Origin of the sequence: Paenibacillus sp. FSL H7-0716 (genome assembly GCF_038002705.1) — a bacterium.
Taxonomy (GTDB): Bacteria; Bacillota; Bacilli; order Paenibacillales; family Paenibacillaceae; genus Paenibacillus_AQ; species Paenibacillus_AQ odorifer.
Window position 1 is genome coordinate 97256 of the sequence record NZ_JBBODA010000009.1, and the last position, 16760, is coordinate 114015.

The window sequence follows — 16760 nt, forward strand, 5'->3', positions numbered from 1 at the left end:
TATAAGTTTGATTAAACTATTCGTAAATTATCTTTCTGATATTTTGGCACGTTTTTATTCAATTAATTATGATTAAAAATATACAGGAAAAAAGACTAGTGATTTAAGGTGAAAATGAAAATGTAAGGCTTTAGATATATGCTTCTATAAGCAGGTTATATAAATTCACAAGGGGAAAATAATAACGAGATATGTTTATAATCTATAAATTTTAAAGAGAAGGGGAAGCGGGAAGAGTTTTGCAAGAAGAAGTTCTTTGGGAAGATAATGAATATTGATGATTCAGAGAAAGTTTACGGACATTTAGAATTAATAGGTTTTAAGTTTCCGATACTATAATTAAGTGCAATCATTAAAAATATTCATAAAGCTACATGTTTAAATACTTTTATTATGACAATACTGATAGTGAAGTGAATATTTATCTGGATTATGATGGAATGTGGATTATTTAAATTATGAAAACAGTTCAAACAGGAATATAAGAGTTTATTAATCACAATGACAAGATCTTTTACTTTATTATAGCCCCAGATAGCAAAGGATAAACAACAGTTTTAAGAAGATACGCTTATGAAGTAAAATCAGCATATTTTATGAATTTTCCATTGAGTAATCTAAGTTCCTCTAAATTTATTCTATCATTTCTAAAGGACCTTGAATTTCCTTCTGTACGTACTTATCAGTCAGCTAAACAAAAAATGCTTATCAAGAATTTGCTTCATGAGAAAAAAATTACTCACCTAATTTTCGACGATATTCAGAAACTTAAAGAGGGCAAACAAATAGTGTTCCTTTTGAACTATTCAAATATCTTTCGAAAGAAACTGGGGTGAAGTTTATTTTAGCAGGTACAGATATTTCTGAACTAAACGGTGTAATCAGCAGACGTAATGGTAAAATCCATTATGCAGTTTAAATAGTGAGAAGGCATAAAAGAGCCGATCAAATAATGATCGACTTTTTTTATGTTTACTTTTCTGTTAAAGTGACATTTTCTATTACAATAAATATGTTTAGTGACAAATCTAATTATTGTTACTGACATTTTGATCTTACGATTAGCCCCTTACGGCCTTTGATTTAGTGACAAAACTAATTACAACGGACAAAAATGTGATTTTTCATTTTAAATGAGATAATGAGAAACATACATCAAACTGCATATTAACTCATTGGAGGGGATGACATGTTTGTTATCAACCTCCTTTGTTTTAAATAAGCGAATAAAGCTCTATTGGGAAGCGGGGTGTCGTAAGTTAAGGTTACTCATTCGACCGAAGCCATTTTTAGACGAGAGTTTATCTGGGTACATTACTTGATTATTTGAAAGGAAAAATATGAATCGATGATTATCTTTTTTTAAAAAAGCTTCTTTGTATGGTAAAAGTTTAATGTATTCACTGTATAAGCTTGATGTGAAGCAATTAGAAAATTTAGCTGAACTTACGAATGTTGATGTCCAAATATTTTTAATTGTATATCCCCAATCTTTGATACAACTGTTTAAAGAAGATCCCTCCAATACAGGTACGCAATCCACACAACAAAAATAAAAATATGTCTGAAGTGCTTGAACGAAAACGGATATCATAAAAAAATATGGAATCTATCTCTTGTAACTACTTGTCCATTTTATGATTGTTTGCTGGTTGATATTTGTCCGAATTGCAACCAATTCTTAAGGATATATGGTGATAAGCTAAATGGTTTTACTTGAGGCGAACCGTTACATGTATAGGGTGCTGAAAACCGAATGTAACAAACTAACGAAAAATCATAAAGGTATTAGAAGAACTAATCAAGTTCTGTTTATCCGCATTTACCTAGCTCCCCCCATTTGAATGTTTCATATTATAATGCATTCGAGTTGTAGGAGGATCTAATGAAAAGAAAAATTGCAAAACGCAAAATATCCAGAAGGCTAAGTAAGCCGTTAGTTCATCCAAGAGTTGCTCCTAAAAGAGTATTTCGTCAAGCATTTGATCGTGAGAATATATTAGGACTTTTAGAGCTCTGCAAAACTAATTGGCTGGGATTTACAGAGGCTAGTAATAATAATATATATTTCATTAAAGTTGATCAGGTAACGAGTACCTCCATTATTGGGTTAAGAGTATGGGAAGAACCTGGATGGAGGAAAGGTCGCAAAGAATATGTTACAGTCCCATTCACAGAAATCGGAGGACTCGTTGGATGCAGAGACGGTACCTTGCCCTATCCAGGGGGGGGGGTTATAGTTTGTATTAGTGGTCGTGGAGGGGGTGTTACTGGTCCTAACGGTATGACGAAACTACGAGATACTTTGCGTTCTAAACTTACATCAACTCATAAAGGTATAAACCCAAATAACATTTTTCATATTAGTTGGAATAAAAATAATGATTCCAATCCTTTAGGCACACCTCTTATTAGTGATATATTAAAAGCTATCAAATTAAGAACTAGAAATATCACACCAAGCTATCTTGCTATTATTGGCCACTCTTATGGAGGGTGGGCAGCTTCTATGTTATCAAGAGTTACTTCGCCTCCAAATTTTGTGGCACTTATTGATCCAGTGTATGGTTCAACCAATACAATGACATCAAGTGATACACCAAGAGGAAAAATAATTAAAAATTGGTACCAAAAATTTGGTATTACTGCTGGTGAACCTTGTACTGGTATTGGAAGAATTAAATGTTCTCCTGCTAGAGATGGAGTAGCATGTGGGTATCAGAATGTTCCAGGAGCACAGAACATCAACGAGGTATTCCTAAAGACTTGGAATGGGACAGTAAGGACTGTCCCCTGTTTAGGAAAGAACCCTGTTTCCTTGCATGCTTCACACATAGATATTGATGATGATGAATGGATACACCGTCAAATATTTGATCAAATCAATAAAGATCTATCTAAACAGATTGAAATGTCAAAAAAGAAAGCTCGAAGAAAATAAACTCTTCTGGTAATATCCCTTCAAGTAGACACTCAAAAACCTCAATGTTATTATTGGGGTTCAGTATACCTCAATTAGGTTATTCTGTTTCGAGTACGTAAGTTTTAATAAATCTATTCCCTAAAAATAAATAAGTTTTTTGAAAATAATCAATTCTTGAGACATTCTTAATCTCCCCATACCGTTTGCTTATTAGAGTAGGAAGAGAAGGTACTCTTATTTATTCGGATGGTAGCTTATTACTGGATCCAAAATCAATTAATGACAATGAATTTATGGGACGAAGATTGAGATGAGACTGCTGAAAAAACTGAATATTTTCACCAAAATTAATTGGAAGATTAACAACTATGCACCATATTGTCATTTTAAATGCATACTACAATAAAACCCAAACTTGAAGGTTTGGGTTTATTGCAATGCTGTTTAACAATTCTCAATTACTTGTAAAATAAGCACCTTATATACAGAACGTTAGTTCTTGTTTTGCGTAAGTAGTGATATACTAAAATTAAATAATTAGTTAGAAATTTTTAGAGTATGATTTGTTTCAATGTATTGTTTGTTTGGGACATTAGTCTATGACAACAAAAAAAAGACAACAATCGGCATGTATCATCTGGTATTATTGGACTATATTACCATGCATGGAGGCGTTGTTATGAATGGAATTATTGAACCTAAAAAATTTTATCAGATTAACCTAAACGATCCTTTCTTTGAAACGCTAAAGGAGGATTATCCTGAATTTGAACAATGGTTTAAGAAAAAGGGGGATGAAATAGCCCAAGTATTTTATAATGAATCAGATACGCTGGAAGCCTTCCTATATATGAAGACTGAAATAGGTCCAATTAATGATGTTCAGCCCATACTCGATGGCGGACTCTGGTTAAAGGTCGGAACTATGAAAGTTAATCCTCATGGCACAAGACTCGGAGAGCGGTTTATAAAAAAAATTCTCGATTATGCCATTGTTAAGGACACCTTAAATATTTATGTTACTGTTTTTGAAAAGCATCAAAAATTAGTAGAAACTTTTAAAAAATATGGATTTAAAGTGAGTGGGAAAAAAATATCTTCTGCAGGTGAAGAATTAGTATTAACAAAAAATTTGAAAAACACAGTTAATAATACCCTACAAGATTATCCACTGGTCATATCAAGAAATAAAGCTAAACATTTGTTGGCGATAAAACCGAAATATCATACTAAGTTGTTTCCGGATTCTATTTTGAAAAATGAGAGCTTTGATATCATATCGGACGTTTCCCATACAAATAGCATACATAAAGTGTATCTCTCCTCGATGCCTGGATTAGCTTCTGTTAAAAAGGGGGATTTGTTGGTAATTTACAGAACCAAAACAGAAAATACATCTGCTTGGTATACATCTGTTGCAACTTCTATTTGCGTAATTGAAGAAGTTAGAAGCCCTCGTGAGTTTTCAAGTCTAGAATTGTATATGAAATATTGTAAAAGTTACTCCGTATTTAATGATTCTGAATTGTTAGAATACTGGTATAAAAAAGGGCGCGTCTACATAATCAAAATGACATATAATATTGCCTTTAGAAAAAGGTTAACTAGAAAAAAATTGGTTGAAGAAGTTGGGTTAAATGAGAAAGATTATTGGGGTTGTATATCTCTTTCGGATCAGGAATTTGAAAAAATACTAACATTAGGTGATGTTTATGAAAGTCTTGTTATCGATTAAACCTGAATATGTAGAAAAAATATTTAGTGGAGAAAAAAAATACGAATATCGCAAAGTCATTTTTAAAAAGAATGTTGATACCATTGTCGTATATTCAACAATGCCTGAGGGGCGAATAGTAGGAGAGTTTAAAATTGATACGATCCTATTTGATAGTCCTGAGATAATTTGGAGTAAAACAAAAGAGTATGGCGGCGTCAGTGATTTATTCTTTAAAGAATACTTTGCAAATAGACAAGAAGGATATGCAATAAAAATAACTGAGCCAGTAAGATATGAAAAGTCAATAGACCCTAAGCTTGAGTTTAAATCCTTCCATGCCCCTCAGTCATTCTGTTATATATCTTAGTATTTATAGTTTTTTAGTAAGGGTGGATCAATGAATATTTTTACAGAATGTAGAATTATTTGAGGCAAATTCGCCCAAGCTACATAAACCCAACGACAACTAACGAATCTGTCCAGTGGAATTTATTCTACCCTGCAAGAACAGTAACGAATATAGAGATCGATAATAGTGGTAAAGGTTGGAATTGCGATTGGTAAGTAACAACGTATTTACGCTGTGTGTCTGGTCTGTGAACTCGTGTCTAGCTAAGCTTTTTAACACAAAAAACACGCGTACTTGTCTAACACAGGTACGCGTGTTTTTGTTATTCCACTACGAGAGGAATTATTTTTACATCTCTAAATTTTTGAATGCATAAGGCAATAAATCCCTTAAACTCAGCTCTAAGATTTCTTTTTTCTCATTGGTTAAATAGACAGGCATGTCCGGCAAACAGAATTCCGATAATACTTGTCTGCAGATACTGCATGGCGGCAGAAAATCCATTGTGTCACCTGCTACAGCTATAGCCTGAAAATCACCTTTAGTATAGCCTTTTGTAATAGCTGTGAAGATTGCTGTTCTCTCTGCACAATTAGTAGCACCAAAAGACACATTTTCTACGTTTACTCCATTAATAACATTTCCATCTTTAAGCAATAAGGCTGCTCCAACTGGAAATTTAGAATAAGGGGCATAAGCGGCTTTCTTTGTGTTACGTGCGCTTTCCATTAATTCTTCTTTATTCATAATACTCACCCTTTTTAAATAAGAATGAACCTTTCAGTCCCCTTATCGCCAACTAAGGTTGGCAGGACTTCTAATATTATAGTCACATCAAATGGTTGTCAACATGTACTACTCGATAAGTATCATTAGGGAATCATAGTTTTAAAATATAACTAGATATAGCAAATAGAAGTTACACATATTAAGCCTGCCATGGTAACCTTATCTTAAAAGCGACGAGTAGAGGGGTTTTATAATTTGGGAGCGGCAGAGAATACATTTAAACAAAAAATATTGAGCAAAAAACCGGGTATTTTAACATATGGGATGACACCACCGAAAGCAAGCCACGCACCAGAAAAGATCTCGGAAATCGCCCGGAAACAGGTTGAAAGACTTAAAAACCTTGATTTAGATGCGTTAATTCTGTACGACGTTCAGGAAGAAGTAGACAGAGTGGATCATGAAAGACCATATCCGTATTTACCAACGATTGATCCGGCTGTCTATGGTGATAAATATCTAAGACAGGTGGAGGTCCCAAAGATAATTTACCGGTGCGTCGGTAATGATACAAGAGCCCAGTTCGAGGATTGGGTTAAAACTGACGAAAATGAAGATAGATTTTCAGTATATGTGGGCGCTTCATCAAGTAAACAAGAGGTGAAATTGAATTTACCAGATGCTTATGAGCTAAGCAAAAAGTTAAATAGTAATTTAACTTTTGGTGGGGTTGTCATTCCGGAAAGACATATAAAAAAGAATGATGAGCATATACGGGTTGTCGAAAAGACCAACAATGGGTGCAACTTTTTTATCACTCAGGCAACTTATAATGTAGAGGCATCTAAGAATTTATTGTCTGATTTATATTATTACTATACAAATAACGGTTTTGAGATGGTTCCTATTTTATTTAATCTTGCACCATGCGGCACAGCGAAAACATTACAATTTATGAAGTGGTTAGGGATCAGTATCCCGGGATGGTTAGAAAACGAGTTAAAATACTCGAATGATATTTTGGATAAATCAATCCAGCTATCGCAAAAAATCTTTGAAGAATTACTAGATTTCGGGCTGGAGAAGGGGATTCCAATTGGTTGCAGTATTGAAAGTGTTTCAACAAGTAAATTAGAGATTGAAGCGTCCGTACAGCTTGTTAAAGATGTGAAGGCCATTTTAGATAAAAAGCTGTTGAGTCACGAACCCAACATAACGCAAACAGTAATGTAGGGCTAAAAGCAGCTTCCGGTACACATCGGAAGCTGCTTTTTTAACTAGGTCTTACAGATACACTTGCTGATCCACGTTTAGATTTAAGCGAGATTAATGATAGGTATCTTTTATAAATTGAATAAAACGTGCTGTTGCGGAACTAAATAGATTATTCTTTTTCCAAGCTAACACGTGACCTGTTCTACGTTCAGGTTCAAATGGAACAAAACAAGTTTGCTCGCTTTCTCGGATGGTATATGAACCACTCACACAAATGGCATATCCAAGCTTTTTTTCTACCAGCAGCATGGCATTTGTTAGCAGATTATGTGAAGCAAAGATGCATAGGCTGTCATTCTCAACTCCAAGCCAGCTCGCAATTTCATTTTGTACAAGGGTACGGCGGGGGAGAATTAGTGGTAAAGAAAGAATATCCTCAATCCCAATAGAGATTTTCTGAGCGAGAGGGTCATCCCGCCGCATCAGAATTCCCCACTTTTCCTGATAAGGCAAACGAATGTAGTCATATTTGGCGGCTTCAATGGGTTCCAATAATATACCTATATCAATATTTCCCCGGTCTAGCTTTTCTCGAATATCATCACCATCCGCACTATATATTTCATATTGTACTTTCGGATGCCGATTGGAGAACTCTTCTAGTAACTTTGGTAATGCCCTGGATACAGAGGACTCAACACAGCCTATCGAAACTACTCCGCCAACTAGCTCTTTTTGTTCTGCCAGATCCCGTTCTGTTTTATCCAACAGCGCAACAATTTCTTTTGCCCGCTGCTGAAAGAGAAGTCCACTGTCTGTTAATGTAATCTGTCTTTTTCCCCGAATAAACAAGTTGGCCCCCAATTCTTCTTCCAGATCCATAAGCTGTCTACTTAATGTAGGCTGGGTAATGTGAAGGATTTCTGCTGCTTTTGTTATATTACCAACCTTAGCCACGGTTATAAAATATCTGAGAACACGCACATCCATTATTTTTAACATCCTTCCAAATTACCGCTGATAAAATAGCTTTGCCGCAAATATGCACTTCAGGCATGGTACGCGATCCAGCATAGGTATTAGATATTTATCGCTTTTGAATTTACCATAGATTTAATACCAATACAAAACGGAGCTAATCCTATGAGTAAATTGGAAAGTACGATTACGAAACCAAGATTATTTTCAGACAAAGAACTAATGAAATTATTTCTGCCATTAATTATTGAACAATTATTAGAAGCATTGGTAGGGTTGGTGAATTCTATCATGGTAGCTTCTGTTGGAGAATCAGCAGTATCGGGTGTATCTTTAATTGAAATGGTCATGCTACTGTTGATTAGCTTATTTGCAGCATTGGCTACTGGGGGAACTGTTATTGTCGGTCAATATCTTGGGAAAAAGCAAGCGCATCAGGCCAGAGAAGCAGCGAATCAATTAGTATGGTTTACGGGTGCAGTTGGGCTAGTGATTATGATATTGATTTATTTGCTGAAGGGTTTTATTTTAAATGGGCTTTTTGGAACGATTACAGAAGAAGTGTATGGGCATGCCAATACTTATTTATTAATTGTTGGGGCTTCCGTTCCTTTTTTGGCTCTATATAATGCAGGTGCAGCCGTATTCAGAACGATGGGAAACTCCAAGCTGCCTATGCAAATTATGTTGGGTGTGAACCTTGTGAATATAGCAGGGAATGCGCTATTGGTGTATGGTTTTGACATGGGGACAGCCGGCATCGCGATTCCAACTTTAATTTCCAGAACGGGCGCTGCTATTTGTATTCTTGTGTTAATCTCTAACTCTAAGAATCTCCTCTATCTGAAAAAGACCTTGCGGCACACATTCGATACTAAGATGATCAAACGGATTATGAGAATTGGTGTGCCTTATGGGCTGGAAAATGGCATGTTTTATATTGGAAGGTTACTAATATTGAGTTTGGTGTCCACATTTGGAACGGCGGCAATAGCAGCAAATTCAGTAGGAAGTACTATTGCCTCCTTGCAGGCATTACCTGGAATGGCAATTGGTTTAGGGTTGTCTGTTGTTATTTCCCGATGTGTGGGGGCTGAGGAGTATGCTCAAGCTAGATATTATACGAGAAGGATTATTGGTTTTATCTATGTGGCACAGGTAGTCAGTTCTATTGTAACTTTAGTTTTATTTCCAAGCATACTGGGCATCTATCATTTTTCAGCAGAAGCGGAACTCTGGGCAACAAAGATTGTTTGGAGTCATGCGATTGTCATGATGTTGATATGGCCTTTTGGAAATACGCTGCCCACGGTTTTTCGAGCTGCTGGAGACGCAAAATTCCCTATGATCGTTAGTATGATTACTATGATTTGTTGTAGAATTATGTTTGCTTATGTATTGGTATATGGGCTGCATATGGATATGTTTGCAACGTGGATCGCTGTCTATTGTGACTGGTTGATCAAAGGGGTGCTGTTTATTGTGCGGTACATTAGAGGAAAATGGACAAAATTCCATGCGATACAATAAGGATAACCCAGATGTAGATTACACCGGGGTTATCCTCGCTCTAGGTCAACTCATTAAACATTATAGCCGAAGCCCAGTATAGTAAAAGACTTGTCCTGATCTTCCGGCACCATTCTGATTTCTACCTGATGCTCCCAGCTAACCTCATTTTGATAAAGAATTACCGGATTGCAATGTGTCCAGTTATTCTCATGTGGATCAGCGGTGACTACAAGACAACCATCGACGTAAATGTTCGCCTTGCCGAATTCGCTGCTGCCAGAATCCTTGTATACGAGGATGAGATTTTTGCTTGTTATCGTCAGCTTGAAGCTGTGTTCATCAGACGACGCTGAATGCATCCAATTATGAGGAAATTCCGGAGTTCCGAAAGGATTGGCATCCATTTCTACCCGCTGCAAATCGGTATCGATCCCCGAAAATCCGCCCACCTCGATCCTGCCTGCGTCAATATGGCTTTTACGGTCCAGTAGGAGGGTTCCCGCAAAATCATTCCCGATGACCGGATGCTGATCCAATAGGAGATCATCTTCGTCCATTAGCGTTTTGTGGGTTTCGGAGAATAAATAAGCCAGACAATCAGCCATCACCCGGTGACCATCATTAGTAGGATGATAGATATCATAGAAAAATTGCCGTTTCGAGAGGATGTTCCCCTCATTTTTGCTTAGGCGGAACTGCCCGGATACCGCATCCTTTACACTAACCATAGGAAGATTATAAGCCCGGCCAATGGGGGAGAGCCGTTCCTGCAGGTTCCAGTCATTCATAAACACGCTGAACAGGAGAACTACTGCCGGTCTATTATCGGTGGAAAGTATTTTTAGGCATAAGCTTTCAAAACAGTTGCCTTTCGTTTCATCCCCTTCGTCGTTTACCGCAAATTCCACCACCACGATATCCGGTGTTACAGAACCTTCCCGGAGAATATCCCTTTCATAACGGATGACCCCAAGCTCGGATGGTGTTCCACCTACCCCAGCCTTCACAAAATGGATGTTCCCGCCACCATTCGTACCGAATAATTCCTTAAATCTCAGATACGATTGGTAGGCATAACATTCTGTATGGATCGGTTTAGCGCCTGCTCCCTGAGTAATGGAACCCCCAATATAAGCAATCGTGACATCCTCACCTTTTATAGCCTTATGGATGGCAGTTTTTAATCTTTTATTATTGCCCGGATGAAGCAAGGATTGGGTAATGATCTCCCGGTATTCATTAGAATCAAACGCTACGGGCGGTTCAATGACTAGCTCTGGTACAGAATAACCGTCATGCAAATAAAAAATTATACTCGCAATGGCCAGTTCGCCTTCATGTTTAAATTCAAAAGCGAATTTGCCGAGCACCGCATCCTCTTCAGACCATTCCAAATCCTCTAACTTCAAGAGGACTTCTGAACCGTCGGGGGGACAGGGCACACGTATGCTGCTGCCTGTTTCGTATTTGCTGGTTTTGCCCCAATTCTGCAATAGAAAAGAGATGGGCTCGTTCTGCTCAGGATCCCTTCTCACAGACACTCCAATACTATGAACCAATTTGCGAAATCCAACGCAGTTTCCTAGCAGCTCCAGGATTGTCTCATCAGTGACGCCGCCAATATATCTGGCCTTGTCGATTAGATAGTTACCTTCCAGATAAACTTCCTGTGAAGGTGGACCTTCGGACCGGGCTGTCGCCTCAATCGCGGTTTCGTAGAGCACAAAAAAACCGTTCCTGCGTTCAGCCGGATCCTTGGGCGCCTTTGGACCTTCAATCTTGCCTCCTGTAATGATCCCGTTATTGTTTTTCATATTGATCATCCTCGCTTTTTGTATAAGCTTTTCTTGTTATGGATGCGCTTGCAAAAAACATATTTTTATTAGAAGGAATACCTGTTAACAGTAACACCAAATATCCTGATTGTTCAACCGATAAACAAAGTTTCGTTTAATAATTACAAAAAGTTGCTAGTTTACACATGGAAGTTGAAATCGCTTACTTATATAATGTGCCTAGTCATACGAAAATTGGATGCTTAAGGGGAGAATTATCATGCCTACGAAGGAATTTCACCTTGTGAAGCAGGGCAGTGCTGCCAAGATTTACGTGGATCCCAAGGGGAAAGATTATGATGGATTACGCCGGGTGGCACAGTCTTTTGCAGCAGATGTTAAACAGGTAACAGAGGTAGAGCCTGAGATATATACACAATTGAACGAATTGGATGGAACAGTCATAATCGCTGGAACGATAGGCAGCAATGATTTTATCGATGATTTAATCGCGGAGGGAACCGTTGATGTATCGGCCATCCAAGGTAAAAGAGAATGTTATAAAATTCAGGTGGTTGAACAACCCACAGCGGAAGTGGACAAGGCGCTCGTCATTGTAGGAAGTGATAAACGGGGGACGATTTACGGGTTGTATTCGATCTCCGAAAAGATTGGAGTTAGTCCTTGGGTGTACTGGGCGGATATTGTGCCGGAGAGGAAGCCGGCATTGTCCATTCCTGATAACCAGCTTCATGTGATCTCCAAGGAGCCTTCGGTTAAATATAGAGGTATTTTTTTGAATGACGACTGGCCGTCTTTAGGTTCTTGGGTAACTCAAAGATTTGGTGACTTTAATGAAGATTTCTATGACAAGGTATTTGAACTCATTCTTCGCTTGAAGGGGAATTATTTATGGCCGGCGATGTGGAGCGCCGAATTCAGCCTGAATGGTAAAAGCAGCCCGATTGCCAACGCCAAGCATGCACAAGAATACGGAATTATTATGGGGACCTCCCATCATGAACCCTTATTCCGGGCAGGCAGTGAATGGCAGAAGGTATACAACCAATACGGGACAAGTAACCTATGGGATTTCGCCCGTAATAAACAGGCGATTACAGATTTCTGGGAAGACGGAATCAAGCGCAATCAGGACTTTGATAACTTGATTACCCTAGGCATGCGGGGGGAAAGTGACTCTGCGCTGGAGGGCTCCGACCAGGAGAATATTGATCTGCTGAAGGACATTATACTTACGCAAAAAGAACTATTGAAGAAATACAATCTTGAACATGCGCCGCAAATTTTGGCCGTTTATAAGGAAGTTGAGAAGTACTGGTATGGCACTGCCGGGGTGGAAGGGTTGAAGGACTGGGATGTTCTGAATGACGTTACGATCCTGCTTGCTGACGATAACTTTGGCAATCTCCGCAAAATCCCGACGAAAAACGAACGTAACCGCAGCGCAGGATGGGGGATGTATTATCATTTTGACTATCATGGTGGTCCGCATTCCTATGAATGGTTAAATACGACCCCGCTTGAAAAAGTCTGGGAGCAAATGTGTATGGCATTTGACTATGGCATCCGTGATGTATGGATTGTGAACGTCGGAGATTTGAAGCCTATGGAATTGCCCATTTCCTACTTTCTGGATTTGGCCTACGATTTTGAGGCTTGGGGGACAGGTGCAATCAATCGAACTGTGGAATACAACAACCGTTGGGTAGAGCAGCAATTCGGATATGCGCTGGAACAAGAGACATGTCTGGGAATCGCACAATTGTTAGGGGATTATACCCGGATGAACGGTCGGCGCAAGCCTGAAATTATTTATCCGTCCACCTTCAGTCCTATCCATTACAATGAGGCGCACAGAGTTCTGGAGCAAGCGGTGATGATCGAGAAGGCTGCCGGCAAATACGATGAGCTAATCCCGGAACAACTAAAGGATGCTTACTTCCAGCTCGTATATTTCCCTGCTGTTGCCTCGGCCAATGTGGTCAAAATGCAAATTTATGCTGGACTGAACCATCTATACGCTAAACGAAATAGTATGTTGGCAAATACTTACGCTGCTCTGACCCACGAAACCATCGAACGGGATAAGTATCTGGAGCTGGTTTATAATAGCGGAATTTCGAATGGAAAATGGCAGGGAATGATGAGTTCCCCTCATGTAGGGTATATACATTGGAATTCAGAAGGGTGGAACTATCCGGATGTAAACACCCTGGCTCCCGCCAAAGGTTCTTTAATGATTGTCGATGTGGAAGGAACGGAACAAGCGTATGTTTCCGGCACAGCTAATCTTCCGGTATTTACAAATCTCCAAAAAGAAAACTATCGCATCACAATCAGTAACGGTGGAGAAGCGGGTTTTGAATATCAGGTGCGGAGCAGCGTGGATTGGATCAAGCTTGAGAAAATACGCGGCTGGATTGAGGCAGGGGAGACGCTTCAGGTTTCCGTAGATTGGGAGAAGGTCAAAGAAGCATCGATGGGCGAAATTACGATCTCCGGTGCCGGAAATATAGTTAAGGTGAAGACTGCTGTGGATTGGATAGACATTCCGGATGTGCCACCGATGACATTCATCGAGACCCATAATATCGTGTGTATTGAAGCGGAGCATACCATAACTTGTGTTTCGAAATCAGGGGTGGTATGGAAGACCATTGACAGCTATGGACGTTCTTTATCCTCGGTTAAAATGTTTCCGGATGCTGTATCTTTTGAACAACCGGAGGATGCACCTTATCTGGAATATCGGATTCTAGTGCAGCAGGACTCCGATTATAGCTTAACCGCGTATATTGCGCCGACAAACAATCTGTCACAAACTAGCGGGTTGAAATATGCGATAGGTTTCGATGATCAGGCACCCGTGATTAAGGATGCTTTACCAACGAACTTTGAAGGCGGCAATCATGATAATGAACCATGGTGCCGCGCGGTTATGGACAATATTCATGCTGTGACCACCAGCCATGCTTTAACGAAGGGTCTTCATACCCTCCGCTTTTACGGATTGGATGCGGGTCTGGTTCTGCAAAAGCTTGTATTGTCCGCTGCCCAGCTTCCTTATTCCTATTTAGGGCCGGAGGAGAGCTTTTATACTAGCGGGAAGGCGTTCATTCTTAGTTAGGTTGAATTAAAAGGGCGAACAACTGGGTTGTTTCTTCGCATCCTCCGTTATTTCAGGGCAGATGACGGAGGATAACCCTTTATATTTTTGAAAACGTTGCTGAAGTAGGCGACATCTTGATAACCACAGTGCGCTGCCACTTCGGACACATTAAAACCACCTGCCGATAGAATCATCTCAGCATTGTTCACCCGCACTTTGTTTATAAATTCTTTACAGGTGGAGCCAGTGTTCTGCTTAAACAGCTTACCAAGATATACGGGGTTTAGGGCAACCAAATCTGCCAGCTCCTTGATCGTAACTTCCTCCGAATAATGATCCATAATATAGGTCATCACTTTTTGGATTCTTAGATCTATCAGAGGTGTTTCTTGATGGTGGGCGATACTTAATAAGCGGTACACTATCAGTTGAAAGATGGCCCGGGCCTTCATTTTGTAGAAAGGTTGTTTGCCCATCCAGACATGTGAGAATTCTTTAATATCCTCTAGAATCTCTTTAGTTCTCCAATTCCTAGTTACAGTCTCAAAAGGGAGCTGCAAATGATTGTCCTCCCCCTCCCAGAAGAAATTGAAGGCAAAGGAACGCATGGGTGCCTCCTTAAAGGTCTGAGCTTCCCGAATGCTGCCAGAAGGGGCATAGAGCATATCTCCGGCTTCAACCGTGAATTTCTCTCCATTAATAAAATAGTCAGACTTCCCTTCTACGATGAAGGTAAGATCATGGAAATCGATTTTACTCCTCGTAATCTCCCAATCCGGGAAGGATCGGCGATCAACAAACAAAAAAACACGGGGAACAAGATTTTCATATTTGGTAATGTCCATTTCTACCACCCCTCCTTCCTAATAAATAGAGCCGCGCTAATGCCGATTGGTATATTATACAAAAATGAAACCGATTAAGAAATGGGATTGTAAATTGACTTTGCGCAATCAGAAGAATACAATAGTTTTATGACTATCGAACAATATTCCTTAAAAGATGATGAAAAGCGAGTGAAGATTTTTAAAGCATTAGCAGAAGTGAAACGAATTGAAATGATTCGTTATCTTCATCTCCATAAGGAGAACAATACATGTGGGTCCATTGGTGAATCTATGGGAATGGACAAATCTAATGTGTCTTACCATCTGAAGATTTTGTATGAAGCTGATTTAGTAAGTGTCACACGTATGGGGCAGAATAAGATTAGCCAGCTTCGAGAGGATACGTTTTGCGAATTATTACCGGGTTTCTTGGACAGTTTATAATCTGTCCGGAAACCTATAATTTTTCTTAATAGTTTGATAGTTTTATAACTATTTGATAATCATGTACAGGGTTTGGTTAATAGTTATAGGTAGCAGCAAAAATAAATATTAATGGAGTAGTGATCTATGAATCAGTTGAAAAATAAACAGGTCCTGTTAATTTCACGTCCTGTAGGCATGCCAACCCAGCAAAATTTCGAGTTCAAAGATATTCCTGTAGTTGAAGCAAAAGAAGGACAAGTTGTTGTACGTACGTTGTATTTATCAGTGGATCCTTATATGCGGGGAAGAATGAATGATGCTAAATCGTATGTTCCTCCGTATCAGCTTAATGAAGTCATCGCTGGAGGACTTGTGGGAGAAATCGTAGAATCCAAATCGGAGCTATTCAAAGCTGGAGATAAAGTCATCGGTATGCTGGGCTGGCAGTTATATAATACTGTAGATGCTAAAGCAGTAACCAAAATCGATGATTCGATTGCACCAGTATCGGCTTACTTAAGTGTTCTAGGTTTGACAGGGCTCACTGCATATTTCGGTTTACTTGATATCGGTCAGCCGAAAGAAGGAGAGACTGTCGTAGTGTCTGGAGCAGCGGGTTCAGTGGGGATGTTTGTTGGACAGATTGCCAAAATCAAAGGCGCTCGTGTCGTTGGGATCGCAGGTAGCGATGATAAATGCGACTATTTGAAAAAAGAGCTTGGCTTTGATGCAACCATTAATTATAAAACAACGGAAAATTTAGGCCAGGCTTTGGAAGAAGCATGTCCAAATGGTGTTGATGTTTATTTTGACAACGTGGGTGGGTCGATTTCAGATGCTGTGATGAGCTTGCTTAATGATTATGCACGTATCCCATTATGTGGTGCTATTTCTTCCTATAATAGTACAGATGGAGATATGGGTCCACGTATTCAGAGCAGATTGATCAAAACCCGCTCCCTTATCAAAGGATTTGTTCTTAGTGATTACGCAGCCCGCCAGTCAGAAGGTCTTCAAGAGCTTGGAAAATGGCTAACAGAAGGTAAATTAAAATATGAAGAAACAGTTGTTGAAGGATTCGACAATGTGGTGGAAGCATTCCTGCAATTGTTCCAAGGTGCGAACCTCGGGAAGATGCTTGTTAAGGTGAGCGACTCCGAATTCTAAAACAACACAAAC

12 protein-coding genes are annotated in these 16760 nt (G+C 39.1%); 8 read left to right on the top strand and 4 right to left on the bottom strand.

The window, feature by feature from the left end; all coding sequences use genetic code 11:
• Positions 1-1885: 1885 nt before the first annotated feature.
• The 3 genes from MHH60_RS14255 to MHH60_RS14265 all read left to right on the top strand — a co-directional run bounded on the left by MHH60_RS14255 (position 1886) and on the right by MHH60_RS14265 (position 5007).
• Positions 1886-2941: a hypothetical protein gene (locus tag MHH60_RS14255; protein WP_076133514.1), complete on the top strand. Its 1056-nt coding sequence runs from the start codon at positions 1886-1888 to the stop codon at positions 2939-2941.
• 661 nt (positions 2942-3602) lie between these two features.
• The gene (locus MHH60_RS14260) at positions 3603-4658 is read left to right on the top strand and encodes an N-acetyltransferase (protein WP_076133513.1); all 1056 of its coding nucleotides are present in this window, start codon (positions 3603-3605) and stop codon (positions 4656-4658) included.
• Positions 4636-5007: an ASCH domain-containing protein gene (locus tag MHH60_RS14265; protein WP_076100816.1), complete on the top strand. Its 372-nt coding sequence runs from the start codon at positions 4636-4638 to the stop codon at positions 5005-5007. Before MHH60_RS14260 ends, MHH60_RS14265 begins: the two co-directional genes overlap by 23 nt.
• 330 nt (positions 5008-5337) lie before the next feature.
• Here the strand turns inward: MHH60_RS14265 and MHH60_RS14270 are convergent, their stop codons facing one another.
• Complete coding sequence (locus MHH60_RS14270) at positions 5338-5736, bottom strand: cytidine deaminase (RefSeq protein ID WP_038569934.1); 399 nt, start codon at positions 5734-5736, stop codon at positions 5338-5340.
• 237 nt (positions 5737-5973) lie between these two features.
• On the opposite strand from MHH60_RS14270, the gene MHH60_RS14275 reads away from it, so the two are divergent.
• Positions 5974-6951 (top strand): methylenetetrahydrofolate reductase, encoded by a 978-nt coding sequence (locus tag MHH60_RS14275; RefSeq protein WP_256715053.1) that lies wholly within the window; start codon positions 5974-5976, stop codon positions 6949-6951.
• 93 nt (positions 6952-7044) lie between these two features.
• Here MHH60_RS14275 and MHH60_RS14280 read toward each other — a convergent pair whose 3' ends face one another.
• Positions 7045-7923: a LysR family transcriptional regulator gene (locus MHH60_RS14280; RefSeq protein ID WP_076133512.1), complete on the bottom strand. Its 879-nt coding sequence runs from the start codon at positions 7921-7923 to the stop codon at positions 7045-7047.
• 153 nt (positions 7924-8076) lie between these two features.
• On the opposite strand from MHH60_RS14280, the gene MHH60_RS14285 reads away from it, so the two are divergent.
• On the top strand, positions 8077-9441 hold the full coding sequence (locus MHH60_RS14285) for an MATE family efflux transporter (protein WP_076133511.1): 1365 nt from the start codon (positions 8077-8079) through the stop codon (positions 9439-9441).
• A 53-nt stretch (positions 9442-9494) separates the two neighbouring features.
• Here the strand turns inward: MHH60_RS14285 and MHH60_RS14290 are convergent, their stop codons facing one another.
• On the bottom strand, positions 9495-11237 hold the full coding sequence (locus MHH60_RS14290; RefSeq protein ID WP_076133510.1) for an SGNH/GDSL hydrolase family protein: 1743 nt from the start codon (positions 11235-11237) through the stop codon (positions 9495-9497).
• A gap of 241 nt (positions 11238-11478) precedes the next feature.
• Here MHH60_RS14290 and MHH60_RS14295 point away from each other — a divergent pair, with 241 nt between their 5' ends.
• Positions 11479-14346 carry a glycosyl hydrolase 115 family protein gene (locus MHH60_RS14295; RefSeq protein WP_256715052.1) on the top strand — a complete coding sequence of 956 codons (2868 nt, stop codon included), beginning with the start codon at positions 11479-11481 and terminating at the stop codon, positions 14344-14346.
• 47 nt (positions 14347-14393) lie between these two features.
• Here MHH60_RS14295 and MHH60_RS14300 read toward each other — a convergent pair whose 3' ends face one another.
• On the bottom strand, positions 14394-15173 hold the full coding sequence (locus MHH60_RS14300; protein WP_076133508.1) for an AraC family transcriptional regulator: 780 nt from the start codon (positions 15171-15173) through the stop codon (positions 14394-14396).
• A 129-nt stretch (positions 15174-15302) separates the two neighbouring features.
• On the opposite strand from MHH60_RS14300, the gene MHH60_RS14305 reads away from it, so the two are divergent.
• Positions 15303-15599 (top strand): ArsR/SmtB family transcription factor, encoded by a 297-nt coding sequence (locus MHH60_RS14305; RefSeq protein WP_076133507.1) that lies wholly within the window; start codon positions 15303-15305, stop codon positions 15597-15599.
• Between the two features lie 126 nt (positions 15600-15725).
• Positions 15726-16748 carry an NADP-dependent oxidoreductase gene (locus MHH60_RS14310; protein ID WP_076133506.1) on the top strand — a complete coding sequence of 341 codons (1023 nt, stop codon included), beginning with the start codon at positions 15726-15728 and terminating at the stop codon, positions 16746-16748.
• Positions 16749-16760 lie beyond the last annotated feature (12 nt).